The sequence below is a fragment of the Methanolobus sp. genome (genome assembly GCF_016278385.1).
Classification (GTDB): Archaea; Halobacteriota; Methanosarcinia; order Methanosarcinales; family Methanosarcinaceae; genus Methanolobus.
The window spans coordinates 19,147-45,106 of the sequence record NZ_JADQBY010000016.1 but is presented as its reverse complement, the minus strand read 5'-3'; the positions used below and the strand labels follow the sequence as shown (position 1 = coordinate 45,106).

23 protein-coding genes and 1 tRNA gene are annotated in these 25,960 nt (G+C 40.3%); 21 read left to right on the top strand and 3 right to left on the bottom strand.

What is annotated here, in order from left to right:
- Positions 1–2: 2 nt before the first annotated feature.
- From fni to QZZ23_RS07570, 3 genes are all read left to right on the top strand, one after another.
- Positions 3–1,112, top strand: a complete 1,110-nt coding sequence (gene fni / locus QZZ23_RS07580; RefSeq protein WP_292468518.1) for a type 2 isopentenyl-diphosphate Delta-isomerase — start codon at positions 3–5, stop codon at positions 1,110–1,112.
- A 61-nt stretch (positions 1,113–1,173) separates the two neighbouring features.
- Entirely contained in the window at positions 1,174–2,520 is a 1,347-nt protein-coding gene (locus tag QZZ23_RS07575; protein ID WP_292468449.1) for an RNase J family beta-CASP ribonuclease, read from the top strand.
- Positions 2,521–2,542: 22 nt separating this feature from the next.
- Positions 2,543–3,508, top strand: a complete 966-nt coding sequence (locus QZZ23_RS07570) for a polyprenyl synthetase family protein (RefSeq protein ID WP_292468446.1) — start codon at positions 2,543–2,545, stop codon at positions 3,506–3,508.
- Between the two features lie 165 nt (positions 3,509–3,673).
- Here QZZ23_RS07570 and ppdK read toward each other — a convergent pair whose 3' ends face one another.
- Positions 3,674–6,334: a pyruvate, phosphate dikinase gene (gene ppdK / locus QZZ23_RS07565; protein ID WP_292468443.1), complete on the bottom strand. Its 2,661-nt coding sequence runs from the start codon at positions 6,332–6,334 to the stop codon at positions 3,674–3,676.
- A gap of 231 nt (positions 6,335–6,565) precedes the next feature.
- Here ppdK and QZZ23_RS07560 point away from each other — a divergent pair, with 231 nt between their 5' ends.
- The 8 genes from QZZ23_RS07560 (at position 6,566) to QZZ23_RS07525 (ending at position 13,240) form a co-directional block, all read left to right on the top strand.
- Positions 6,566–6,826: an H/ACA ribonucleoprotein complex subunit GAR1 gene (locus QZZ23_RS07560; RefSeq protein WP_292468440.1), complete on the top strand. Its 261-nt coding sequence runs from the start codon at positions 6,566–6,568 to the stop codon at positions 6,824–6,826.
- Between the two features lie 100 nt (positions 6,827–6,926).
- Positions 6,927–7,940 (top strand): transcription initiation factor IIB, encoded by a 1,014-nt coding sequence (locus QZZ23_RS07555; protein ID WP_292468437.1) that lies wholly within the window; start codon positions 6,927–6,929, stop codon positions 7,938–7,940.
- 124 nt (positions 7,941–8,064) lie between these two features.
- Positions 8,065–8,676: a LysE family transporter gene (locus QZZ23_RS07550; protein WP_292468435.1), complete on the top strand. Its 612-nt coding sequence runs from the start codon at positions 8,065–8,067 to the stop codon at positions 8,674–8,676.
- Positions 8,677–8,678: 2 nt separating this feature from the next.
- Positions 8,679–9,680 (top strand): class I SAM-dependent methyltransferase family protein, encoded by a 1,002-nt coding sequence (locus QZZ23_RS07545; protein WP_292468433.1) that lies wholly within the window; start codon positions 8,679–8,681, stop codon positions 9,678–9,680.
- Positions 9,681–9,738: 58 nt separating this feature from the next.
- A tRNA-Thr gene (locus QZZ23_RS07540) sits at positions 9,739–9,810 on the top strand.
- 707 nt (positions 9,811–10,517) lie between these two features.
- Positions 10,518–11,390, top strand: a complete 873-nt coding sequence (gene rfbA, locus QZZ23_RS07535; RefSeq protein ID WP_292468430.1) for a glucose-1-phosphate thymidylyltransferase RfbA — start codon at positions 10,518–10,520, stop codon at positions 11,388–11,390.
- Complete coding sequence (rfbB, locus tag QZZ23_RS07530) at positions 11,380–12,417, top strand: dTDP-glucose 4,6-dehydratase (protein WP_292468429.1); 1,038 nt, start codon at positions 11,380–11,382, stop codon at positions 12,415–12,417. The genes rfbA and rfbB overlap by 11 nt, the downstream gene beginning before the upstream one ends.
- A gap of 340 nt (positions 12,418–12,757) precedes the next feature.
- On the top strand, positions 12,758–13,240 hold the full coding sequence (locus QZZ23_RS07525; RefSeq protein ID WP_292468425.1) for a YbaY family lipoprotein: 483 nt from the start codon (positions 12,758–12,760) through the stop codon (positions 13,238–13,240).
- 135 nt (positions 13,241–13,375) lie between these two features.
- Here the strand turns inward: QZZ23_RS07525 and QZZ23_RS07520 are convergent, their stop codons facing one another.
- Positions 13,376–13,867 (bottom strand): rubrerythrin family protein, encoded by a 492-nt coding sequence (locus QZZ23_RS07520; protein WP_292468423.1) that lies wholly within the window; start codon positions 13,865–13,867, stop codon positions 13,376–13,378.
- 868 nt (positions 13,868–14,735) lie between these two features.
- On the opposite strand from QZZ23_RS07520, the gene QZZ23_RS14690 reads away from it, so the two are divergent.
- Positions 14,736–14,870 (top strand): PLDc N-terminal domain-containing protein, encoded by a 135-nt coding sequence (locus QZZ23_RS14690; RefSeq protein WP_366931328.1) that lies wholly within the window; start codon positions 14,736–14,738, stop codon positions 14,868–14,870.
- Between the two features lie 59 nt (positions 14,871–14,929).
- Here the strand turns inward: QZZ23_RS14690 and QZZ23_RS07515 are convergent, their stop codons facing one another.
- Complete coding sequence (locus QZZ23_RS07515; protein WP_292468420.1) at positions 14,930–15,559, bottom strand: cytochrome c; 630 nt, start codon at positions 15,557–15,559, stop codon at positions 14,930–14,932.
- Positions 15,560–16,331: 772 nt separating this feature from the next.
- Here QZZ23_RS07515 and QZZ23_RS07510 point away from each other — a divergent pair.
- The 9 genes from QZZ23_RS07510 to QZZ23_RS07470 all read left to right on the top strand — a co-directional run bounded on the left by QZZ23_RS07510 (position 16,332) and on the right by QZZ23_RS07470 (position 25,481).
- Positions 16,332–17,252, top strand: coding sequence for a hypothetical protein (locus QZZ23_RS07510; protein WP_292468418.1), 921 nt, complete (start codon positions 16,332–16,334; stop codon positions 17,250–17,252).
- Between the two features lie 141 nt (positions 17,253–17,393).
- A complete protein-coding gene (locus tag QZZ23_RS07505; RefSeq protein WP_292468415.1) occupies positions 17,394–18,536 on the top strand; it encodes a pyridoxal phosphate-dependent aminotransferase in 1,143 nt (380 codons plus the stop codon).
- A gap of 134 nt (positions 18,537–18,670) precedes the next feature.
- Positions 18,671–19,162: a metal-dependent transcriptional regulator gene (locus QZZ23_RS07500; RefSeq protein ID WP_292468412.1), complete on the top strand. Its 492-nt coding sequence runs from the start codon at positions 18,671–18,673 to the stop codon at positions 19,160–19,162.
- Between the two features lie 195 nt (positions 19,163–19,357).
- Positions 19,358–19,600: a FeoA family protein gene (locus QZZ23_RS07495; protein ID WP_292468409.1), complete on the top strand. Its 243-nt coding sequence runs from the start codon at positions 19,358–19,360 to the stop codon at positions 19,598–19,600.
- Between the two features lie 76 nt (positions 19,601–19,676).
- Positions 19,677–21,674 (top strand): ferrous iron transport protein B, encoded by a 1,998-nt coding sequence (feoB, locus tag QZZ23_RS07490; protein WP_292468406.1) that lies wholly within the window; start codon positions 19,677–19,679, stop codon positions 21,672–21,674.
- Positions 21,664–22,167, top strand: a complete 504-nt coding sequence (locus QZZ23_RS07485; RefSeq protein ID WP_292468404.1) for a hypothetical protein — start codon at positions 21,664–21,666, stop codon at positions 22,165–22,167. Before feoB ends, QZZ23_RS07485 begins: the two co-directional genes overlap by 11 nt.
- Positions 22,164–22,436 carry a hypothetical protein gene (locus QZZ23_RS07480; RefSeq protein ID WP_292468401.1) on the top strand — a complete coding sequence of 91 codons (273 nt, stop codon included), beginning with the start codon at positions 22,164–22,166 and terminating at the stop codon, positions 22,434–22,436. Before QZZ23_RS07485 ends, QZZ23_RS07480 begins: the two co-directional genes overlap by 4 nt.
- A 263-nt stretch (positions 22,437–22,699) precedes the next feature.
- Positions 22,700–24,322, top strand: coding sequence for a methylamine methyltransferase corrinoid protein reductive activase (locus tag QZZ23_RS07475; protein ID WP_292468398.1), 1,623 nt, complete (start codon positions 22,700–22,702; stop codon positions 24,320–24,322).
- A gap of 37 nt (positions 24,323–24,359) precedes the next feature.
- Entirely contained in the window at positions 24,360–25,481 is a 1,122-nt protein-coding gene (locus QZZ23_RS07470; protein WP_292468393.1) for a GTP-binding protein, read from the top strand.
- Positions 25,482–25,960 lie beyond the last annotated feature (479 nt).

Below are 25,960 nucleotides of genomic sequence, written 5' to 3'. Positions count from 1 at the left end.
GTATTATTATGAGTACTTCCAGGAGAAAAATAGAACATCTAGAGCTATGCGCTGCAAGCCCGGTAGAATCAAGGAAAGTAGGACCAGGATTTAAAGATGTAATGCTGGTACACAGAGCCCTGCCGGAGATGAACATGGATGACATTGACTTGTCTCTGCGTTTTCTGGAAAAGGATATGAAGGCACCTTTTATGATAGCATCCATAACTGGCGGACATCCCGACACAACGTCAGTGAATGCAGCACTAGCAGAGGCTGCAGAAGAACTTGGGATCGGAATTGGAGTTGGAAGCCAGCGAGCCGCCATTGAAGATCCTTCACAGGAGGAATCATTCCGCGTTGTGAGGGATAAAGCACCGGAAGCTTTTGTTTACGGTAACATTGGTGCGGCGCAGATACAAGAATATGGTGTTGAAGGCGTGGAAAGGATCATCGAAATGATCGATGCCGATGCCATTGCAGTTCACCTGAACTTCCTTCAGGAAGCAATACAGCCGGAAGGTGACAGGGATGCTTCAGGAGCCCTGGAAGTTATTAAGGAAATATGCTCACTGGCAGTACCTGTAATTATCAAAGAAACCGGAGCAGGAATATCACATGAAGATGCATTCCTTCTTAAAGAAGCCGGAGTATCCGCAATAGACGTAGGTGGTGTCGGAGGTACAAGCTGGTCAGGTGTGGAAGTATATCGTGCCAGGGAAAGAAAAGACCTGGAATCTGAATTACTGGGAGAATTATTCTGGGATTTCGGCATACCCACCGTGCCAAGCATAGTTGAATGTAGTGTATCTTTGCCAGTCATAGCAACTGGAGGTCTGCGGAGTGGACTTGATATTGCAAAGTCCATTGCTCTTGGAGCCTCGGTTGCAAGCGCTGCTTTACCTTTTGTAGAACCTGCAATGAAGGGGAAGGACGAAGTAGTGAACAGCATCCAGCACATGCTTAACGAATTAAAGGTGGCAATGTTCCTTTGCGGCTGCAAGAACATGAACGATTTACACCTGGCACCTGCTGTGATAAGTGGCTGGACGAGAGAATATCTTGAACTGCGTGGTTTTAATGTAAAAGATCTTGCTCTGCGTTCAAAGAATACTGATTTTCAGACAGTTTGACATTCATCAATCAAAGGGAATAATTAAATAAAATATTTTTAATAATATGTGAGTAATATATATGACTGAAATAGGAATAATTGCAGTTGGCGGCTATAATGAAATGGGCCGTAATATGACTGCTATCAGGATCAATGATGACATCATCATCGTTGATATGGGCCTCCGCCTGGACAGAGTCCAGATACACGAGGACGTAGAGACCGACAAGATGCACTCACTTGAGCTTATCGAAATGGGAGCCATCCCTGATGACACCATTATGAAAGAGGTAAACGGCAATGTGCGTGCAATTGTATGTACACACGGTCACCTTGACCACATCGGTGCAATTCCAAAACTTGCACACAGATATGCAGCTCCCATAATAGGAACTCCATACACAACAGCCCTTATTAAGCACCAGATCGAATCAGAGAGGAAATTCGGAGTTAAGAACAACATCGTATCCATGAACGCAGGAGAAACCATGGATATCACAAAGGACATATCCATTGAGTTTGTCAACACCCAGCACAGCATAATAGATACTATATTCCTTGTAATCCACACCATAAGCGGTGCTCTTGTTTACGCATGTGACTTCAAACTTGACAGGACACCTACACTTGGAGAGGCACCTGACTTTGAAAGGCTTAAAGAACTTGGCGAAGAAGGAGTCATTGCACTGATTACAGAAAGTACAAATGCAGGACGCAATGGAAAAGCTCCGTCTGAAATGATAGCTCATTCAATGCTCAGGGACGTACTGATTGAAACCGAAGAATCAGATGTAGGTATGATCGTCACCACCTTTGCATCACATGTAGCCCGTGTGAATTCAATTGTGAAATTTGCACAGGAAATGGGGAGAATTCCAGTTCTCATGGGAAGGTCCATGGAGAGGTACATCGCAACTGCCCACAAGATGGGATACATTGAACTGCCTAAAAACGTGGAAATTTATGGAAACCGCAGGGAAATAGACAAAGCATTTGGCAGGATAATGGAAGCCGGTAAAAACAAGTACCTACCAGTTGTTACAGGACACCAGGGGGAACCCGGCGCGGTGCTTGGAAGAATTGCAAACGGAGAAACACCATTCAAGATTGACAGTGGTGACAGGATAATATTCTCAGCTAACATCATTCCAAACCCCATGACACAGGCAAACCGCTATGCACTTGAAACAAAATTGAAGATGCGTGGAGCCAGGATATATGACAATGTCCATGTATCCGGACATGCATACCGTGAAGACCACTGGGAACTGCTCAGGATGCTTAAACCAGAACATGTCATTCCTGCACATGGAACCATACAAATGCACAGTGAATATATTCAGATGGCAGAAGATGCAGGCTATGTACTCGGAGATACACTCCATCTGTTGAGAAACGGTGAAGAACTCTATATCGAAGAAGAGTAATTAGCTTGGATAGGGGATGCATATGGATTTGATTGAAGAGATTAAAAACCGTTCAGTGCATGTCGATAAGGGTATAAAGGAATATCTCCCCATCGACAAACCGTATGAACTTTACAAAGCAGCCAGATATCTTCCTGACGCAGGTGGTAAAAGACTTCGTCCAGCAATAGTGATCCTTGCAGCAGAAGCTGTTGGCTCTGATCTTGAAACCGCTCTTCCGGCTGCCGTGGCTGTGGAACTAGTCCACAATTTTACACTGGTACATGATGATATCATGGACAGGGATGATATACGCCGCGGAATGCCTGCCGTCCATGTCAAATGGGGAGAAGCAGGAGCCATTCTTGCTGGTGATACGCTTTACTCAAAAGCTTTTGAGATACTCACACACGCACCAGGAGAACCAAAACGAAACCTGAAATGCATAGATATACTTTCCAAGACATGCAGGGATATCTGTGAAGGCCAGTGGATGGATGTGGAATTTGAAGATCGTACAGATGTTACAAAGGAAGAATACCTCGAAATGATCGAGAAGAAAACCGGAGTACTCTACGCAGCTTCAATGCAAATTGGTGCTATTCTTGGTGGTGCCCCCGAAGAAGTGTCTGATGCTTTCTACGAGTGTGGAAGGTTGATAGGTATTGCATTCCAGATCTACGATGATGTCATTGACATGACAACTCCCGAAGAAATACTCGGAAAAGTAAGAGGCAGTGACCTTATGGAGGGCAAGAAGACCCTTATAGCCATACACGCCCTGAACAATGGCGTTAAGCTTAAGATTTTCGGAAAGGGAGAAGCTACAACTGAAGAGATCAATGAAGCAGTTAGCCAGCTCAAAGAAGCAGGATCTATAGATTATGTGAGAGATCTTGCATTGTCGTATGTGGCAAAAGGTAAAGAGCTTCTTGATGTTGTTGAAGATTCAGAGGCAAAGACAATACTTCTGGCAATAGCAGATTATATGATTACAAGATCATATTGATCTGTTTTTTCTTTCTCTTTTTATTTTTTGTTTTAATTCTTTTATGAAGAGCTACGCTTTTGAGACTGGCTGATGTCATCCTGATAAACAGACAAAAGCATCGCCTGACAACTGTTGTATTCAAGTATCAGCTAATTGAAATAAAAAAGAAAAAGTATTGAAAAATCAGGAGTTATCCTGTTTTTCAATTACAGCCTGTGCTGCTGCAAGTCTTGCTATTGGTACACGGAAAGGTGAGCAACTTACATAGTTCAGTCCTATGTTATATCCAAACTTCACAGAACTTGGTTCTCCACCATGTTCACCACATATACCTATTTTAAGGTCTGGTCTTGTAGAACGTCCTTTCTCAATACCTATCCTGACAAGTTCACCAACACCTTCCTGATCAAGGATTGCAAATGGATCGCTTGAAAGTATTGAGTTCTCAACATAGAATGGAAGGAATTTGCCTGCATCATCCCTGCTGAAGCCAAAAGTAGTCTGTGTAAGATCATTGGTTCCGAATGAGAAGAACTCAGCTTCTTCTGCTATCTGGTCTGCTGTCAGAGCAGCTCTTGGAAGCTCTATCATAGTACCTACAAGATAATCCAGTTTAACACCTTTTTTGGCCATTACAGATTCTGCAACTTCCACAAGATCCTTCTTAACAGAACGGAGTTCATTAACGTGAGATATCAAAGGAATCATTATTTCAGGAACAATGTCCATTCCACCTGATTTAAGCTCACATGCCGCTTCAATGATAGCCTGAACCTGCATCTTATAAATTTCAGGATATGTGATACCTAGACGGCAACCACGGTGACCGAGCATCGGGTTTGTCTCTACCATGGAGTCAACACGTTCCATCAGCCTTTTGATATCATCCATGTTTTTGGAACTGCCACCTTCTGCCTCAAGTGCCCTCAGCTTGTCAGCAAGTTCTTCGTGTTTTGGAAGAAACTCGTGTAAAGGAGGATCAAGTAAACGAATCGTAACAGGAAGTCCTTCCATGACTTTAAAGAGACCTATAAAATCCTCTTTCTGCATTGGAAGAAGCTTTTTAAGAGCTGCTTGCCTTACATCAGTGTCTTCTGCAAGGATCATTTCTCTTACTGCAGGAATACGGTCCTCTCCAAAGAACATGTGTTCTGTTCTGCAAAGACCGATGCCTTCTGCACCGAATTCCCTGGCAACCTGAGCATCGTGTGGTGTGTCTGCATTTGTCCTGACACCCATTTCCCTTATTTCATCTGCCCATGAGAGGAGGATATCAAGTTCACCGCTTACACTAGGAATGATCAGGTCAACTTTGCCGATTATGAGATTTCCTGTGCTACCATCGATGGTTACATAGTCTCCCTCTTTTACTGTAATATCAGATACAGAAAAGGTACAAGCACCTGAATCAATACTGACTGAACCACAACCAGCAACACATGGTTTTCCCATCCCTCTTGCAACTACTGCTGCGTGAGAGGTCATACCACCTCTTACAGTAAGTATTCCCTCTGCGGCATCCATTCCACCGATATCTTCTGGAGAAGTTTCGGTACGGACAAGAATAACCTTTTCATCAATCTTTGCCATCTTTTCGGCATGCTCTGCGGTGAAAACAACTTTACCAACAGCAGCCCCGGGAGAAGCAGGTAAACCAGTAGCAATGACTTCATATTCAGCTTCAGAATCAAGGGTTGGATGTAAAAGACGATCAATCTGTTCGGGAGTTACCCTTGTAATAGCTGTTCTTTTATCAATGAGACCTTCATTGACCATGTCAACAGCAATTTTCAGAGCAGCTGCAGCAGTGCGTTTACCAGTCCTGGTTTGTAGCATATATAATTTTCCATCCTCGATGGTAAATTCGATATCCTGCATATCCGCGAAGTGGTTTTCCAGTTTCTTGTAGATCTCTTCAAGCATAGCATAGGATTCAGGCATAGTATCCCTAAGAGTCGATATCGGTTGAGGTGTTCTTATACCTGCGACCACATCTTCTCCCTGTGCATTAATAAGATACTCGCCAAAAAAGTGCTTGTCTCCGGTTGCTGGATCCCTTGTAAATGCAACTCCGGTACCTGATGTTTCACCCATGTTACCGTAAACCATTGACTGAACGTTAACGGCTGTGCCCCATTCACCAGGGATACCGTTAAGACGTCTGTAAGTAATGGCACGCTGGTTGTTCCATGAGTTAAAAACAGCATCTATTGCCATCTGAAGTTGCTTGCGCGGGTCCTGAGGGAAATTAGTGCCTATACTTTTTTTGATGATATTTTTAAATTCCTCGACTATTTCCTTAAGTGCATCCACATTAAGATCAGTATCAAGAGTTACACCCAGTTCCTTTTTCTTAGCACTCAGTGAGGATTCGAACTTATGATGTTCAATATCCAGTACTACATCACCGAACATAGTCAGGAACCTGCGGTAACTATCGTACGCGAACCTTTCATTGCCAGTCTTCTTTGCAAGACCTGCAACGGCATCATCATTTAAACCCAGATTCAAGACTGTGTCCATCATACCAGGCATTGATACCCTTGCACCAGATCTGACAGAAAGGAGCAAAGGATTCTCATTATCTCCAAACTTTTTACCAGTTACCTTTTCGAGTTTTACTATTGTGTTGTTTATCTGGTCAATAACCTCTGTTGGATAAGCCCCATTTTCAAGATAAAGTAAACAAACTTCCGTTGTTATAGTAAATCCTGGCGGAACGGGGATTCCCAGGTTGGCCATCTCTGCAAGGTTGGCGCCTTTACCACCAAGCAGATTTTTCATGCTATTTTTGCCTTCAGTTTCTTCGTTCCCGAAAAAATATACGAATTTATTATCTGCCACTGAATTTCCTCCATGCATAAGAATTATGATGGACAATTGATATTATTTAAGTCGTGCCTCAATTGTTCTTTTATAACTTTAAGGTTGTGGTCTGTTAATAGATGACATGGTCTGAAAAAGTGTAGATATGTTTTTGTACTGTAAAAAACTAATATTAAAATGCTTACGAAAGTTTTATATACGATTGGTACTACTTATAGTACAAAACCTTTATTTAAAGAACGAAGACATATGAAAAGATTAGGCCAAATTCTGCATATTTCGAGGCAAAATGAGCTTGTTATCAGAGGTGACCGGAAGACTTTTACCGGCTCTATGAAAGAGTTACCGAGAATTAACTCTTTTGCTCTGGACAAATCCATAAGGCCTATTGGAAAGATTTCCGGCATATTTGGTCCTGTGGACCACCCCTATTTTACTCTGAAACCTGATAAAAGAGTTGTAGCTTCCGGATTGGAAAAACTTGTTAACGAGCGGGTTTACGTTCAATGACAGATTGAAGTTAATAATTGGATTTACGCTGTGAGCTGTGGATGACTAAGAACAAACTTGTCAAATATATTTCAAATAAATATTATAAAAGGTGATTTGAATGGTTGAAGTAGAGAGGGTACGATATTCCGATTCTTCCGAGAGGGAGAAGATACGTGCAATGATCAAAGCGCGTAAAGAGAAAGATAAGAGCGCAGAGGTAGAAAAAGCTAAAGTGCAGTGTCCTGAATGTGGCAGCCGTAACCTGGTACAGGACTACGAGAGAGCTGAACTCGTATGTTCTGACTGTGGACTTGTTGTTGATGCAGAGTTCGTTGACGAAGGACCTGAATGGCGTGCTTTCGATCATGACCAGAGGATGAAGCGTTCCCGTGTGGGCGCACCAATGACGTACACGATACACGACAAAGGTCTGTCTACCATGATAGACTGGAGAAACCGTGACTCTTACGGTAAGTCCATTTCATCAAAGAACAGAGCTCAGTTGTACAGGTTGAGAAAATGGCAGCGTAGGATACGTGTAAGCAATGCTACGGAAAGGAACCTTGCTTTCGCATTGTCAGAACTGGACCGTATGGCATCAGCTCTTGGTCTTCCAAGGACTGTTCGTGAAACTGCTGCTGTGGTATACAGGAAAGCAGTCGATAAGAACCTCATTCGCGGAAGGAGCATTGAAGGTGTTGCAGCAGCAGCATTGTATGCAGCATGCCGCCAGTGCAGTGTCCCAAGGACACTTGACGAGATTGGAGAAGTATCAAGGGTAAGCAGGAAAGAGATCGGTAGAACATACCGTTTCATCTCAAGGGAACTGTCCCTCAAACTCATGCCAACCTCACCAATAGATTATGTCCCAAGATTCTGTTCAGGACTTAACCTTAAAGGAGAAGTACAGTCCAGAGGTGTCGAGATTCTCAGGCAGGCCTCCGAGAAGGAGCTTACCAGTGGCCGTGGACCAACAGGTGTTGCAGCAGCAGCAATTTACATTGCATCCATTCTTTGTGGAGAGCGCCGTACACAGCGTGAGGTAGCAGATGTTGCAGGTGTGACAGAGGTCACCATCCGTAACAGGTACAAAGAGCTTGCAGAAGAGCTTGACATTGAAATCATTCTCTAAGAGAGCTTAAAAATAATAGATCTAAAACAATGAAACAAAGGAAGACTGCACCACTTCTTCCTTTGTTCCACATACTTTTTTCCAAATCTTTTTTAACATTTGACCGGATTAACCAGTGTGAACTATGTTAGAACTTCTGGAGATGCTGACAATCGGATTTGCCGTGGGCATGACGGGTGCACTAGTACCCGGACCAATGCTCTTTGCTACGATAGACACTTCTCTGAAAAAGGGATGGCGAGCAGGACCTGAAATATTCATCGGTCATGCGATTCTGGAGCTTTTGGTTTGTATACTGATAATATTTGGCATTACAGCGGTTAGCGACAATACAGTTCTGGTAATCTCCATACTTGGAGGAGCGACGCTTGTTGTATTTGGCATCCTTACCATGAGAAATGCAAAAGGTGCGGCAAGTTCAATGCATGAGCATGGAACTACAAACTCAAATCCTGTGCTTGCCGGAATAATCACATCCGCCTCAAACCCATATTTCTGGCTGTGGTGGCTTGCTGCCGGAAGTGCACTGGTATTGCGCGGACTTGAGATCAGTATACTTGCAGCAGCGATGTTTGTGATAGGACACTGGTTTGCAGACCTTGGTTATTTTACGGTTGTGTCCACATCATTCAGCAAAGGAAAGAGACTCATGTCCCCAAAAGTTTATGAAAGGGTACTGATGTCTTGTGGTCTGTTCCTTGTCCTGTTCGGATCATGGTTTATCATAGGTACGTGAACATGAGAAAAAGTTGCATCAAGGTTTTAAAGAGAGAGGGCGAACCCATACGCAAGGCACTGCTGGAAATGGACCTTCTGGATAATTCTGCACGCATTATTTCAGAAGATGATCATTTATACCTACCTCTTACAGAAGAACTACAGGAAAGCCAATTAATGAACCTGCCCGGAGAGTTTGAACTTACCGAGAACGAGTTTAAAGAGCAGAAAGGACAACTTAAACTTGAAGATCTCCTTGATGACATACCGCATTTTGAAGTAGTCGGAGATATAGCACTTGTCGAAGATGATGTACCTGAGCCTTTAAAGGTGGCCGATGCTATTATGAAAGTGAAAAAGAACGTTAAGACAGTGCTTGCCGCAATGAGTCCTGTAGAGGGAGAGTTCAGAACCCGCAGGTTCAGGACAATTGCAGGAGAAACCAGGACCTCAACCACTCACAAGGAATACGGTTGCAGATACTACATCGATCTTGAGAGGGCATATTTCACCCCCCGCCTTGCAACTGAACGCTCACGCATCCTCACGCAGATACAGGATGGACAAACCGTTGTTGATATGTTTGCAGGTGTTGGCCCCTACAGTATAATGATAGCAAAGAAAAGCCCCAACATCCGGGTTATCGCCATAGACAAGAACCCCAATGCAGTCGAATTCCTGCGCCATAATGTAAAGCTCAATTCTGCCACCAACGTGGAAGCAATAGAAGGCGATGCGAACATTGAAGCTCAAAAGTTCGCCTCAGTGGCCGACCATGTGATAATGAACCTGCCACACAACGCCAACGAGTTCCTTGATGCTGCCGTCAAGCTGTGCGCTCCTAATGCAATAATCCACTATTATGACATAACCCATGAGGACGACCTTTTTGAGAGTTCACTGAAACTCATCGAAGAGGCTGCAGAAAGAGCAGGAAGAACAACAGAACTAATAGAAGCACGAATCGTCCGTTCTTACGCTCCCCATCAGTTTAACGTCTGCATAGAAGTGAAAGTAATATAGCTAGATAATAAGCGAAATTGTTAAATCATTACATAGAATTATAGTGTCGTTCACAATTGCCTCTGTGGCTTAGGGGTATAGCGGCTGATTCGTAATCAGCAGGTCGGGGGTTCAAATCCCCCCGGGGGCTTTCTTTTTTAATTATAAAACCGGCATGTTGAATATTATCAAAAGCATAATTGTTGAAAGCTTCCTTTATTAGATATAAGGTCAAATATTAATCACTTCTTAAATTATATGATTTATCAATATCTTTCTTTTTTGTTCTTCTCAATTGATGGCAGCCAATTAGAACTTCAGCATAAACACCTTAATCGAGTATTTAAAGAAACTGAAATTCAACAATCAACATTTTAATATATAAATTATTTTTATAATAACCCCTTCATTTCAACTGGAACAACAATTGAATTAAAAGTCACATACTCTAAATTTTGGTGCACACACCCTTACAATGTGTCTAAAAGAAAAAGTCCGTATTTACCTGAATTGAAAGCCTTAACCCAATAAAAAGAAGACTTGCAGCTATCAGTAGGTCCATAAAGCATCAATTTAGCCAGCCACATGGAAGATATTTAAATGGCTTAAAGGTCCATCACAACACATATATACATATATTAAGATATATCTTGTTGAAAAGTCCCTGCGACAATCGCATTAAATAAACACGAAAATCATACAGAAAAAAGTAGAATCCTTTTTATAAATTGAAAAGTTTAAGTAAAGTGATACCTGTATGCAATCTGCATTGTTTACAACAATTTGATCTTGCAAAAACGAAGGAGTCAAAAATTTGAGATTATATTTCATCCTAATTTCATGATCGGGAGATAAAAAATGAAAGGCATTATTTTAGCAGGTGGTAGTGGAACAAGACTGTATCCCGTCACACTTCCAATATGTAAGCAGCTTCTGCCAATATATGATAAACCAATGGTCTATTATCCATTGTCAGTACTGATGTTGGCAGGTATCAGGGATATACTAATAATTTCCACACCAAATGATTTACCATCCTTTGAGAAACTTTTTGGTGATGGTTCTAAATGGGGACTCAATATATCATACAAAGTACAACCATCTCCAGACGGACTTGCCCAGGCATTTATTCTGGGTGAGGAATTTATTGGTGATGATACCGTTTGTTTAGTACTTGGTGACAATATATTCTATGGCCCCGGATTTTCACCCATTTTGAAACAGGCAGCGGAAACACAAGACGGAGCAGTTGTTTTTGGCTATCAAGTCAAAGATCCTGAAAGGTTCGGTGTCGTGCAATTTGAGAAGAATAGCAGAAAAGCTATTTCAATAGAGGAAAAACCCACTAACCCCAAATCATATTTTGCCGTTACTGGACTGTATTTCTATGATAATGATGTTATAGAGATTGCAAAAAGTATCAAACCATCGAACAGAGGCGAACTGGAGATTACTTCTGTGAATGAAGAATATCTCAAAAGAGGGAAGCTAAGAGTTGAGGTTCTTGGACGTGGATTTGCCTGGCTTGACACAGGTACACATGACAGCCTGATCACTGCCAGCCAGTTTGTTCAAACTATAGAACACAGACAGGGATACAAGATCGCCTGCATTGAAGAGATAGCTTACAATAATGGATGGATTGACTCTGAGCAGATAATGAAAATAGCAAAACTGCTCAACAAAAATGATTATGGAACATATCTGGAAGGTTTGTTACGTGGATTCTAATATATTGGTTACAGGCTGTGCAGGGTTTATAGGGAGCAACTTTGTACCGTATTTTCTGGAAAAATATCCAGAATACAACCTTATAAACCTTGATCTATTGACATATGCCGCTGATCGGGGAAACCTGGAAGAGGTAAAGGATAATCCACGCTATAAATTCATCAAGGGAGATATATGCAACCGGGATTTGGTGGACTTCATATTCACAGAATATGACATTAAAGGTGTTATCCACTTTGCAGCAGAATCACATGTGGATAATTCGATAAAATACCCGGATGTGTTCATCAAAACTAATATCAACGGCACACATACCCTTATTGACGTAGCTTATAAGCACTGGATGGAAAAGCCATTTGTTTATAAGGAACACCTATTATCGGTCCTTCCCCGTTTTCACCATATATCAACTGATGAAGTATATGGGACATTGGGCGAAACAGGACTCTTTACCGAAGAGACACCATATGCCCCAAACTCACCTTACAGTGCCAGCAAGGCAAGCAGCGATATGATAGTGAGGAGTTATCATCACACCTACGGAATGAACACTGTCATAACTAATTGTTCCAACAATTATGGCCCTAAACAACATGATGAAAAACTCATCCCCACCATTATACGCAATGCTCTTCAGGGAAAAACTATTCCTATTTACGGTGATGGTAAGAATATCCGGGACTGGCTATATGTACTGGACCATTGTAAAGCAATTGATATTGTATACCACAAAGGTAACACAGGAGAGACATATAATATCGGTGGAAAGAACGAAAGGGAAAATAACTACATAGTTAGCAGAATATGCCAGATACTGGATGAAATTGAACCTAAATCTGAAGGCAGCTATAAAGACCAGATCACCTATGTAACAGATAGAGCTGGCCATGACCGAAGATATGCAATCGATGCAAGTAAGATCGAAAACGAACTTGGGTGGAGAGCAGACGAGAATTTTGAAAGTGGTATTATAAAAACCTTGAGCTGGTATATCAAAAAATATGAGACTCCGGTTAAAAGTCAATAAATACCCATATATTACAATTTAATGCTAATGGCAGCCCAGCATTCTGCTATTTATGGCATGTGCAATTGATGTTTGATCCATTGTTGCAGATTTAAAAAAGTCTGCATATAGGGTGAAAACATCAAATTTGAATTTTGGTTTAAAGCCCTCTTTTTTTTATAATAAGACCTGATTTTCTTCCTCCAAATTCATGTGGAAATTATGTGGTGAGGAAAAATGCTTAGCAAATTAGAATGCAGGAAATCATGAGACAAGTTGATAATTTCTATCAATAATTCCAACAAAATAATTATACTAATGCATCATTTATTCATGCACTTGATTCAGAGGAGCAGCAAGCATGAACAAATACCTTACATTGACTTTGATACTTTTAATAATAGCAGCCACTGCATTTTCTATGGGATGCGCGGAAAGCAATAATGAAGAAACATCTGAAGATATCATTGATGCAGATGAAGAAACCGTTTTAGGAGAGAATAGTGTCCAAGGGGAGATAATCTTTGACGAACCTGTACAATCATTTTCAAATACTGCCATTTACTTGAAGCTAGAGGATGTAAGTCTTCAGGATATCGAATCCAGCATAATAACAGAAGATTCCATTGAAGGTACATCCCTGGATGCAAATAATATCCAGCCAATTCAATACATAATCTATTATCCGAAACTAGATGACAGACTGACATACTCACTTTCAGTACATGTAGATGTAGACGGCAATGGCAGACTTTCAAATGGAGATTACTATAGTACCTGGAACAATCCTGTACCTACAGAATCCGGTGCACATGAGCTTGATATTCATGTGGAAATGATCTGACAGGTGTAAATGAAAAAGGAAACTGAATATAAAATCGTTAACGTTGGATTTAGAGATTGCTCCACCGTTATCGATCTATCCTACACTTCAACTTTCAGAGCTTTTCTTAAAATTTCAGAATAATATATAGGAAATTCAATCTATTTTATCAAACTTTGAAGCAGGTGCTCCGCAGATAGGACAGTTACCTTCAGGTTTACCTTCATGAGTATGCCCGCAAACACTACATACGTAGTAGTCGACCTCTTCATTTTTACCAATTTCAGCCAATGCCTTTTCATAGAGGCCTGCGTGGATTACTTCTACTTTATTTGCAACTTCAAAACTCCAGAGAGCCCTGTTGTCCCCTTCTGCCTTTGCTTCTTCAATAAATTTAGGATACATCTCCTCAAATTCATATGTTTCCCCATTGATGGCCTCTTTCAGATTTTCCATTGTGGATCCGATGCCGCCCATGCGCTGAAGATGATTGAGAGCATGAACTGTTTCAGCAGCAGCAGCAGCCCTGAATAGTTTCGCGATTTGTGAGTAGCCTTCTTCATCTGCCTTCTTTGCAAATGCAAGGTATGTTCTGTTTGCCATTGATTCGCCGGTAAAAGCTGCTTTAAGATTATCTTTTGAAGTCATGTATATCTCCTTGAAGTGTTACTTCATGCACATTTACGAGTTCATGGATATATCACTTTAACGCCCATCCATCTGAGAAAAGTAGAGATTATACGGAAATTACTGCCGTATACATCGCTTCAATTACTTTTTCTGCCTGATTTGCATAGTTCACACTGTTATGTAGGAAAAGTTATTATAAGCCTATATGTACCCCTTGCAGGAATGAGCCAGAATAAATTCAAAAGTACTCAGGAATATAAATAATATTATAAGTTAACTTTTATTGCACCTATTTAAAAAAATATATTATAGATGATATTAAATAAAGTAATTAATCTATTTAATATTGATGTTATTGTCAATGAGGTTATTTAGTAGCTATTAAAAATGATCACTATTTTACTACAACCAAAAAGCAGGCATCGATATAAACCTATTAAACTAATATATGGTATGCCTGCAAATATTGCATATATGCCAGAGGTTTTTTGAAACCGTTATGATGTGGCTGCTTGCTGAAGAGCAATCACACTTATGAACCCATATGCATCTTTTCATGATTTATCAAATTTCTACAAAACTTTTATCAATTAGAATAGTACAAATAAGATTCACCTATTTGAATTAAATTTTAGATAACAGACATTAATGATTTCTTTGAAAATCCAAGTCAATTGAAGAATAAAATCAAGCAGATAAGAGATATGAGTTTGAATCAAAAAGCATCAGAGCAACAAATATATTGGCAGCACTTGGAATTTCCATTTTGATAATTGTTCCCATTGCAACTTATATAGGACAGCTACTGTTAGGAAGCATTTCTGTTGTTCTTCTTTTGTGGCTAGTGGCAATAATAGATTGTCTTCAGTGAAGTGAAAATAAGTTCCTGTTTAATGGGAATAATGAAAAACTAATATGGATAGTAGTTTTGGTCCTTCTGAATATTGTAGGTGCAATACTGTATTTCGGCTTTGTTCTGATAAAAGATAACGGAGAGAATATAGGAATATCTGAAAACTGAACTGATATCATCACATAAATAGAAGGAAAGGAGAATATAAACCCCTTAAATACCTTATTTTACAACGTTTTCAAATACTCAACCACAGCATCCATATCCTCATCTGCCATATGCCATCTGGGCATAGCAAGGTCCAACTCTTTCCCCGAAGGCTCGACACCATCTCTTATTGCTTTCTTGATACTCTCAGCAGTGAACACTTCATGTTCCTCGCCATCCCCCATTTCATGATCTTCGGAAGTAAGAGAATCATAAGTAATGTCAGCAGGTATTGCGTATGCCATCATAATAGGAACCCCACCCTTTCCATCTACACCATGGCAATTGACGCAGCTTCCACCGTGGACATAAAGCCAATTAGGACCGTATGAAAAGGCAATCATTTGCCCACTTTCATTGTATCCGGTATAGTAGATGATTTCACCATTGGAATTGAACTCTGTTTTCAGGTCTATGCCATAAGGATAGATGTAACCTGAATCCATCATGCCATCCTCATTATAATAACCAGAACCCATCATGCCGCCCTCACCATAGTATCCCTGTCCCATCATACCACCAGGCTGATTGTAAGCAGGCATATCTGTGTAATCAGATTGCGGATTATTTAACATACTAACAACAATCACCAAAAGAAACACTATTACAAGTCCAAGTAATCCAAAAAAGTATCTTTCAAATTTATCCATTTCTAAAGCCCCCATATAACAGTGAGATAGGAAGCAATATAATGTTATGGGAACATTTGAAAAGATTATATATCAAAATGTATTGTTGCTAAATCGCTAATATCCCTTTTCTATACTACTCAAGCAGAATAAGCAGACCAATATTCGAAGTGTCTGCTTTGAAAAACAGCCTGCACTGGTGAGACAATTCCTATGTATGATTTTCTTATCCTTATCAGACTATAAAAATTATTCTTTGGAGCGAACTTCTAAAATTGTTATATCAAAGATATAGTAGAAGAAATTCCATTGTGATAATATATCCTTAATTATAGACAATTAATATTTAAATAATGATTATATGCATTTAGCACATATATTAGTATGGAGTAGGAAAAATGAACAACAAAGCAATAATCAGCGCGAAAAAAGTAGGATTCATGGTCTTTCTATATATGCTCATGATCGTCGCAGTAGTTGCTATAGCCGGACTTGTAAGTATATGATAATAATACTTGCATTATAAGTAAACATAATTTTAGCCTTCATTGAATATCAATACCTGAGTATTTAGTATTAGCTTTGGCTCTAAATCCCGGGATTATATACTTTTTGTGTTTTAAACTGTTTTTAATAATAAATTAAAAATATAATATATAAACACAACCATTGACATCTGTCCAAATAATAAAGAGAAGTATCTATATATAGAATTAGAGAGAGATGTATTAATGTAAAACGGGTTTACCACCGGAAGACGTCCGGTATTGAATAATAAAGTGAGGTTAAAAATATGGCCGCATCGCCAATTATGGATAGTATATACACTATGTTAGACCAGACAATAGCTTTTCTTCCTACATTGGTAGGGGTACTACTATTATTGATAGTAGGAACAATTGTAGGAAAGGCATTGGGAAAGATTGGATCAAAGATTCTCGATAAGATAGGACTCGATGATCTTATAGACAAGACGACCATTGGAGATATGATAGCAAGAACACAGGTAACAACTGTGGAATTCTTTGATGCCGCAATCAGGTGGTTTGTCTACTTGATCTTTGCAGTTATAATTATCGATCTGCTCAACATCCAGATAGTTGCAGATTTTATCACAACAATAATACTCTATATACCACTGATACTCTCTGCGATAGTAATACTTTTAATAGGGCTATTGATAGTTGATTTCCTTTCAGACCTTATAAAGAACGTACTTGTGGCCTCTGGACTGGATGACCGTGTGGCAAGTACAAGCCTTGGAAGTGCAATGACTTCAAGCAATACGACAACTTCAGGGATCATTGCAGGAATTGTAAGAGCATTTGGTTACCTGATATTTGTCACTGCAGCACTTAATGTCCTTAAGCTATACATGATAGCAGGAGTAGTACAATCAATACTTAACTATCTGCCAAACCTCTTTGCAGGTGTCATAATACTGCTGATAGGTCTGCTTGCAATTGATCTTTTTGCAGACTATATGGGAAGTATGCTTGAGAACATGAAGGTTGAAGGAAGCAACATATGGATACCAGCTCTTCGCGGATTCCTTGCATTCATTGTAATTATGCTTGCACTTGACGCAATGCTAATAGACACAAGCATATTCTACATCTTTGTAGGTCCGCTTGCATGGGGATTCGCAGTTGTTGTAGCTTTCAAGTGGGGAATCAAGGACGCTCTTGTTGAGTATGCAAAAGCCAGGAAGTAAGTAAACTTTAATTGAAAAGACACAATATCATTGCTGGCCTTAATGCCAGCAACTTTTTTTGCCGTTGATCATTCCCTGAACAAAAATCTTTTATTGCTCTGGCTCATCCTGAACCTACAATCCTTAGTAACGATGAGTATCATGTTATCCAAAAAAGTTGCAAATATTCCACCTTTTTACGTTATGGAAGTACTTGAAAGAGCACAACAGCTTGAAGAAAAGGGAAGGAGTATTATCCATCTGGAAATAGGTGAACCTGATTTCCCTACTGCCCCACACATATGCGATGCGGCAGCAACAGCCATGTGTGCAGGCAATACAAAATATACCCATAGTCAGGGACTTATAGAACTAAGGCAGGCCATCGCTAAGAAATACAAGGACAGATTCAATGTTGATATAACCCCTGAACAAATAATCGTAACATCCGGCACAAGCCCTGCTATGCTTTTGCTTTTCATTGCGCTCATTAACCCTGAAGATGAGATCATTATGTCAAACCCCCATTACGCCTGTTACCCAAACTTTGTAACTAGCACAGGTGGAGTACCCGACTACATCTACACCAACCAGGACAATGGTTTCATGTTACAACCAAAAGAAGTTGCTGCACATATCAACCCAAAAACAAAGGCAATACTCATTAATTCACCATCAAACCCCACCGGTCAGGTACTCTCTGATTCAATACTTAGGGGAATTGTAGAAGTTGCCGGAGAGATTCCCATAATATCTGACGAGATATATCAGGGACTTGTTTACGAAGGTGATGACCATACTATATTAGAGTACACCGAAAATGCCTTTGTGCTTAACGGCTTCTCAAAACTCTATGCCATGACAGGATGGAGGCTTGGATATCTGATTACACCAAAAGAGCATATCAGAACACTACAAAAGATCCAGCAGAACCTGTTCATCTCAACCAACGCCTTTGTCCAGTACGCAGGGATTGCCGCCCTTGAAGGACCACAGGAACATGTCAAGGAAATGGTTGAAACATACAACAAAAGGCGTCTTTACCTGATAAAAAGACTGAAAGAGATGGGATTTGAGATAAAAACCGAACCAAAGGGTGCATATTACGTGCTTGCCGACGCCCGTAAATTTGGAGAAGATTCACTTGAGATGAGCAGACAGATACTGGAAAATATCGGAGTTGCCATTACACCTGGTATTGATTTTGGAATCGGAGCAGAAGGGCACCTGCGTTTTTCATATGCAAACAGCCTTGATAATATCAAAGAAGGAATGAAAAGGTTGGAAAAGTATCTTAGTGAATAGAAGAAAAAGAGCATCATAGCTTCACTCGAAAGATTTAATCGTACTGCATACAGAAAAAGATAGGCATCTTTATATATGATATGTATCTGATTTTACTAACAAGAATAGGCAACCCAAAAAAAGGTAGTTTTTACATGACAACTGAGAGAACCGAAGATTATCTGAAAGTTATCGAGAAGGTAATTGAAAGAAAAGGCTATGCACAGGTCAAAGACGTATCAAGGGAACTTGAGCTCAGTTCACCTAGTGTTACCGGGATGTTCAAGAAACTCACCAAGATGGGATACATCAACTACGAGAAATATGGTGGCGTCACCCTCACCCCAGAAGGGGAGAAAATTGCAAAATGCACAATGGAAAAACATAGTGTCATCAGAGACTTTTTACTTATTCTTGGCCTTAGTGAGGAAATTGCAGACCATGATGCCTGCAAGATAGAACATGTACTTACCACTGAAACATTTGAAACTCTCACTAAATTCGTAGAATTCATGAATATGAGAGAAGAATGGCCTTACTGGCTTGACCATTTTAATCATTATTGTGAAACCGGCGAATACATCAACTGTACACCTGCCGCAAAGGATACCTGCCCGGTTCATGGGAAGAAAAATACACAGGTATAAAAGCTGGCAGGCCCAATTTAGATTTTGTGTAATCTCTTGTTGTTCTGAAAAAAGATATTTGCCAGTAATACAACACATGTAAATGAGAGTTTACATGATTTTTAGTTTTGTATACAAAAATAAATTAGGCAAGGCGAAATTACTAAATACAAAAAAAAAGGATTAGTGCTATCATCATAAAGGACAGGGAATGACTTGCTCGATATTCAGGAAACAACACTTGACACGCTTAAACCCGGAGAAAAGGCCAGGATTACAAAGGTACGGGTAAAAGGCGCTGCAAGAAGAAAACTCTTTGACATGGGAATGGTTGCAGGAGCAGACATAGAACTTGTAAGAAATGCACCGCTCGGAGACCCCATGGACTACAGGATAAAGGGTTATCACCTATCGATCAGAAAAGAAGAAGCGAGTCAGATATTTATCAACAGGCTTTAAGCCGACATATCTACCGGATCTATTAGATATGACGGCACACATATAACTATCATAACTATTCTCAGAGGATCGTCCCATGGAAAAAAGGGAGATAAAAATAGCACTTACAGGAAACCCTAATGTAGGTAAGACCACTCTTTTCAATGCACTTACCGGCTCCAGGCAACATGTTGGCAACTGGCCGGGTGTCACAGTCGAAAAGAAAAGTGGCAGGGTATCATATAAAGAATATGATATTGAAGTTATAGACCTGCCTGGCACATACAGCCTTACTGCATATTCCATGGACGAAATCGTTGCAAGGGATTTTATAATTGAGGAAAAACCGGATGTTGTTATTCAGGTCGTGGATGCATCCAACCTTGAAAGGAATCTCTACCTTACAACGCAACTCATGGAACTTGGCTCAGAGATACTAATTGTCCTTAACATGTGTGACATTGCTGAAGAAAGAGGAGATCGCATCTACATTGAAAAGATGCAGGAACTGCTTGCAACACCCATTATTAAGACAGTAGCAACCCAGAAAAAAGGTATTTGTGACCTTCTGGACAAAGTCATTGCGCAAAAAGAAGTTGAACAGCACCATGGTCATGAAATAGGATATGGAAGTGAGATAGAGGATAAGATACTTGAAATCGAGAAAGCATTAAGTGAAGATGAAAACCGCGATAAAAGGTATCCTCTGCGTTGGGTGAGCATACGCCTGCTTGAAGGCGATAGCAATGTAAAGAGAAAAATATCAGACAGCCCAGTATATGGCAGAGTCATGGAAATAATAGATTCCATCGACCAGGAAGAATATGAAGCTGAAATCGCTGACAAGCGTTATCTTGCAATTAATACGATATTTCCCCAGATGTGTACCAGAGCCAATGACACATTAACAAAATCCGATATGATAGACAGGGTACTCACTAATAAATACCTTGGAATTCCTATTTTCCTTGCACTGATGTGGGGGGCATTCGAACTTACGTTTGCATTTGCCACGCCTTTCATGAATATGATAGACATTGCGTCTACATGGTTTGCGGACTATGTATCTTCCAGCCTTCAACCTGAATGGCTTGCATCCCTTGTAGGACAGGGGATAATCGGCGGTGTCGGGGCAGTACTGGTATTCGTACCTAACATATTCATATTGTTCTTCCTGCTCTCGCTACTGGAAGGCAGTGGTTACCTTGCCAGAGCTGCGTTTATCATGGACAAGCTGATGTATAAAATAGGAATGCACGGCAAGTCCTTCATACCAATGCTAATGGGATTCGGTTGCAATGTCCCTGCAATTATGGCTGCAAGAAGCATAGAGGACGAAAAGGACAGGCTTATTACTATACTTATAGTACCGTTCGTTTCCTGCGGAGCCCGACTACCTATATATGTACTGTTCGCAGGCACATTCTTTGGAAGACAGGCAGGAACAGTCATATTTGCAATGTACGTACTGGGCATAGTTATTGCAATCATATCTGCAAAATTACTAAGGGGAACCATTGTCAAAGGAAAACCTGCACCATTCATAATGGAACTGCCCCCTTATCGTTTCCCGACATTAAAGACCAGTATTATACACATGTGGGACAACGGTTTCATGTACATAAAGAAAGCAGGCTCCATCATATTGGTCGGAGTTGTCGTTATATGGGTAATGGCATCATTCCCATGGGGCGTAGAATACGGAAGCGAGGAGAGTTACGTTGGTAGTCTTGGTCATGCGGTTGAGCCACTACTTAAACCTCTTGGGTTTGACTGGAAAATATCAGTTGCACTTATATTCGGACTGGTTGCTAAAGAAATAGTTGTGGCATCCATGGGAGTTCTTTATGGATCAGGTGACAGTTCTGAAGCCCTGAGTGAGAGACTTCTGGCCGACCCTGGAATCACAGCACTAAGTTCACTTAGCCTGATGGCTTTCAGTTTGTTATACATGCCATGTGTGGCAACTGTCGGCGTGATCAAAAAGGAAACAGGTTCATGGAAATGGACAATGTTTGCAATTGTCTATGGAGTTGCTGTTGCCTGGATAACAGCATTCGTAATTTACCAGGGAGGAACATTACTTGGCTATTAACACAGAAAATGCCAGCTATGAACCAGACACAAGGATCCCAATGGTCTTTTCCATGATCACAGGTTCCCTGTACATACTTTTAGGATTACTTCAATTATTAGCAGGAGTAGCTAAGATACTCATGGGACCGGATGTCCGCATTCCATTGACCGGGATATTGTTCGTACCTGCCGACGTAATAGGGTCTTTTGTATTACTATTGATAGGAACGGTATTCATATATGGAGTTATGGAGATGCGTTCCGGAATATACGAGGGTGTGTCCTATGCTTATGTTGGTATTCTGATAGCACTCATCTTTGCAGCGATATATATGCTTGTGAGCACAGGGAATATGCTTGAAGCATACCTTCTCAAAAACAAGGATTTCATAGACTGGACACCACTCAGTGACCTGAGACCCGGAATATACCTGGCAATTCTGCCATTATTCGCATTTTTTAAATGGAAAGACATGTTCGAACCTGTTCCAGAAGGTGGATTGCTAAAATGATCAAGGAAACATTGAACTTGCTTTTTGTTGAGAATTGCACAATACAAGAAGCAGCAGAAAAGCTAGGAGTTGATCAAAGTAACATCAAGGACAGGCTTCTTATGCTGGAACATATGGGTTATATAGCTGAGGTTTGCAACAATTCCGGGCCAAAAACATCCGCCTGCTGTTCATGCAGTGCGGCGTCTTCCTGCTCAACTGAAAATAGAGATATTAAGGGTAAAGCATATCAATTGACCGAAAAGGGTGAAAGAATATGCCGCATCTAAAGAAACAATATCTATAGAGAGTATTCCTTTAACTTTATGAACAAAAATACTCAGTGTACTCTAACATAGTATGTTTTGCTTTTTTTTGAGATACTAAACGGTATAAAAAATACACCTTCAGTACTGTTGAAATATAGCAGTTTTAGGATGTACTTCAATCAGTTTAAATAATGATGATAAGAGACAAAATATACCGTAACATATATTTTTAAGTTCGGACACAGATACTACGTTATTAAATTTAAAAGGATTAAGGGATACAAATGAAACTTGGAGTTGCAATAGATATAGGTACCAGTGGTATCAGAGCACAGAAAATTGACCTTGATACCGGTGATATCCAGAAGACGGTAATTACCTTGCGTAACCCGCTTCCAGGAGCAAACGTCATGGACCACCTGGATTTTGCTATCACATATGGTCTTGACCTTGCCCAGGGTCTGCATGTAAATGCGGTTAAGCATGTTATTGAAACATTGGGTGTTAAACCGGAAGAACTGCAGAGAATGGCAATTTGTGGAAATCCCATCCAGCTATCGATTTTCCAGGGAATCCCAATAGACGACCTTGCATACGCAGGCGAAAGGAAGAAAGAAAAACTGAATATTAAAGAATCCGACAGAAGTGCCAGGATTGTTGAATGTTCAGAGATCAAGGGGCTTGAAGTATATCCAAATGCAAAACTCGTAGTTCCACCTGCAATCAGACACGAAGTTGGTGCCGATGCACTTGCACTTATTATTAAATCGGGCTTTCTGGATACTACGGAAACAGCAATTGCAACTGATTACGGAACAAATGCAGAGATGGCACTTATTCACGAAGGAACAATTTACACAGGTTCCGCTGCAGCTGGTCCCGCACTTGAAGGGCAGCAGATAAAATACGGAAAACTTGCATCACCATTTGTCATATCTGATGTTGAATTTGAAAACGGTAACATACGCAACTATGTACTTAACGGGGACATGGATACCGTAAAGGGAAAACTCATAAACCCAAACAACGGAGACATAATTGAAGACGACACCATTAAGGCAAAGGGAATTACCGGAACAGGTGTAATTGCCATCATAGAAGCAGGAATGAAGAACGGAATAATCCAGCTTCCAAAAATAAACACTCCTGACCACATACTTTACCTGCAGGACAAGATCAAGTTCTTTGAGAAAGATGTGGAAGCAGCAGGACTCGCAATGGGTGCTATCCGCGCAGGACACCTTGCACTGTGTAATGCAGCAGGAATAGAAGTTGCTGATGTCAAAAAAGCATACATGTCCGGTGCTGCCGGAACTTACATGGATGCTGTCAAAGCACACCAGGTCGGCATGGTGCCATACAATGTCGATGAGGTAATACAGATAGGTAACACATCACTCATCGTCGCCAAGGAGATCCTCCTTTCTGAAGAGAGACTCTGGGAGCTTCAGGAAATTGCTTCAAGGATTGTAAGCAACCACGTTATGTTTGCAACTGACCCTGCATTCAAGGAAGCATATATCCAGGAGATATCATACTGGACTGAAGGAATGCCTTTCAAAATGCTGAAGAAGTTCCTGAAGAAGAAGGGACTGCCACAGATTGACCTGCCGGAGAAAACCACTACCGTTACAAAGACAGTGCAAAAAGACATACCAATACTTGGTCCTGAAGGACTTCAGGTGCTTGAGCAAGTAGGTACATACCTTACAATGAAAGTCACCTGCCCAGAATGTCCAAAATGCATTAAGGTCTGTCCGAATGACGCAATTACCATCGATGAAGAAGGTATTGTGATGATTAGTTCCGACCTTTGTGATGGTGCAAACTGTAAGAGATGCATTAATGCGTGTCCAAAGGATACATTCAAGTGGGAGAACCTTACTGTGCTGGAACAATCAGCATAATCTTTTTTTTCAATTTTTTTAAAAGAAGGTATGAAATATGAAAGTTCTTATAGTAGGCGGATTTTTAGGCAGCGGAAAAACATCAACCATTATACGATTGGGTATGGAATTCAGTGATGCCGGTCAGAAGGTTGCAATCATTGTTAATGAGATTGGTGAAGTAGGTCTTGATGGGGATGTCATCTCCAAGTACGGTCTTGATATGACCGAGCTGACAAACGGATGTATCTGTTGTTCTCTTAAGGTTAATATGAAAGCCACAATGACCCTCCTCAAGAAGGAATACGATCCGGATATCGTACTTGTAGAACCTACTGGGATCGCATTCCCTCAGGTCATCAGGAATGATGTTGAGCTGATGGAACTGAAGGATACTACTATTCAGCCTCTTGTCACGCTTATAGATGGCAGTAGATTCAAGCAGCTGATGAAAGAAGTAAAGAACTTTGCCATGCGTCAGATAATCGATGCTGAGATTTTGGGCATCAATAAGATAGACCTTATCGATGAAATTCGTATCCCAATCATTGAGGCATCTGTACAGCAACTGAACCCTAATGCAAAGGTGATATTACTTTCCGCATCCATAAAAGATGACCATTGGTTCAACTTTGTAAAACTTGTAATGGGCGATGTTCCTGAACATCAGGAAAAGCATGAACTCAAAACTACCCGCCTCGATACCCAGATCATCGATGAGGTAACAGGCAAACCAATAGAAGAAACACTTGATTCCATTGAAGCATCTGGAATAGCCAGCTATGCTACTGAATACACGCTAAATGAGAGAATTACAACTGACCTTGCCCAAATCGTCGCAAAAGACATAATGAAAGATATCAAATCAGAAGTTATGAAGCTAAGTTCTGAATTTGTGGGACATATCAAATTATTCATAGAATCTGATTCAAATACTGTTAAGACAAACCTTACTGCTTATGACCAGAATATTACAATGGAAGTAATTGATACTGTAACAGGAGATATGCCTCGACTCAAGATTCTCTCCGCAGTTTCAAACATCGACCATGAAAAGCTTGTACATATAGTAAATGACACTATTTCAGAGAAGCTGACTGATAAAATGATCAGTTTCAAGCACAATAGGTCACATGAGCATGGGCACCCAACACCAATTAACCTAATCAATAACAATTGATTATAATGTAGCTGCATTCCAATAGGTTCTGTAGCTCCTTTTTTTCACTGATTTTCGTTTTTTTCTTGCAAACCAGCGCTTCATATTATCGAATAAAATGGTAACTGTTTATCAGCGATTGTAGGAAAAATGTAAGATTCGTAGATATTATATAAGTATTACGTACAGATCTGTTGAAATCAAACACATACAAAATAAACCGACAGTTATAATGTAGACTTCGACATATGACGATGCTTAAATTGAACGGTTAACAATGAAACCACTAAACGAGAAGTTACATCAAAATAATTACAAAACAGGAGAATCCCACCCAACAAATGAATTTTATTTTGAATACATGTAGAATTTCAAACTGGTTTAATAAATATATAAGTGGTAAAAAGAAAACATCTATGACAAGCAAACTTTAGTTACAAGCGTAAAAATCGTGAAAATGACCAGTTATATTTAAAGTTAACCGACACATATGCAATTTT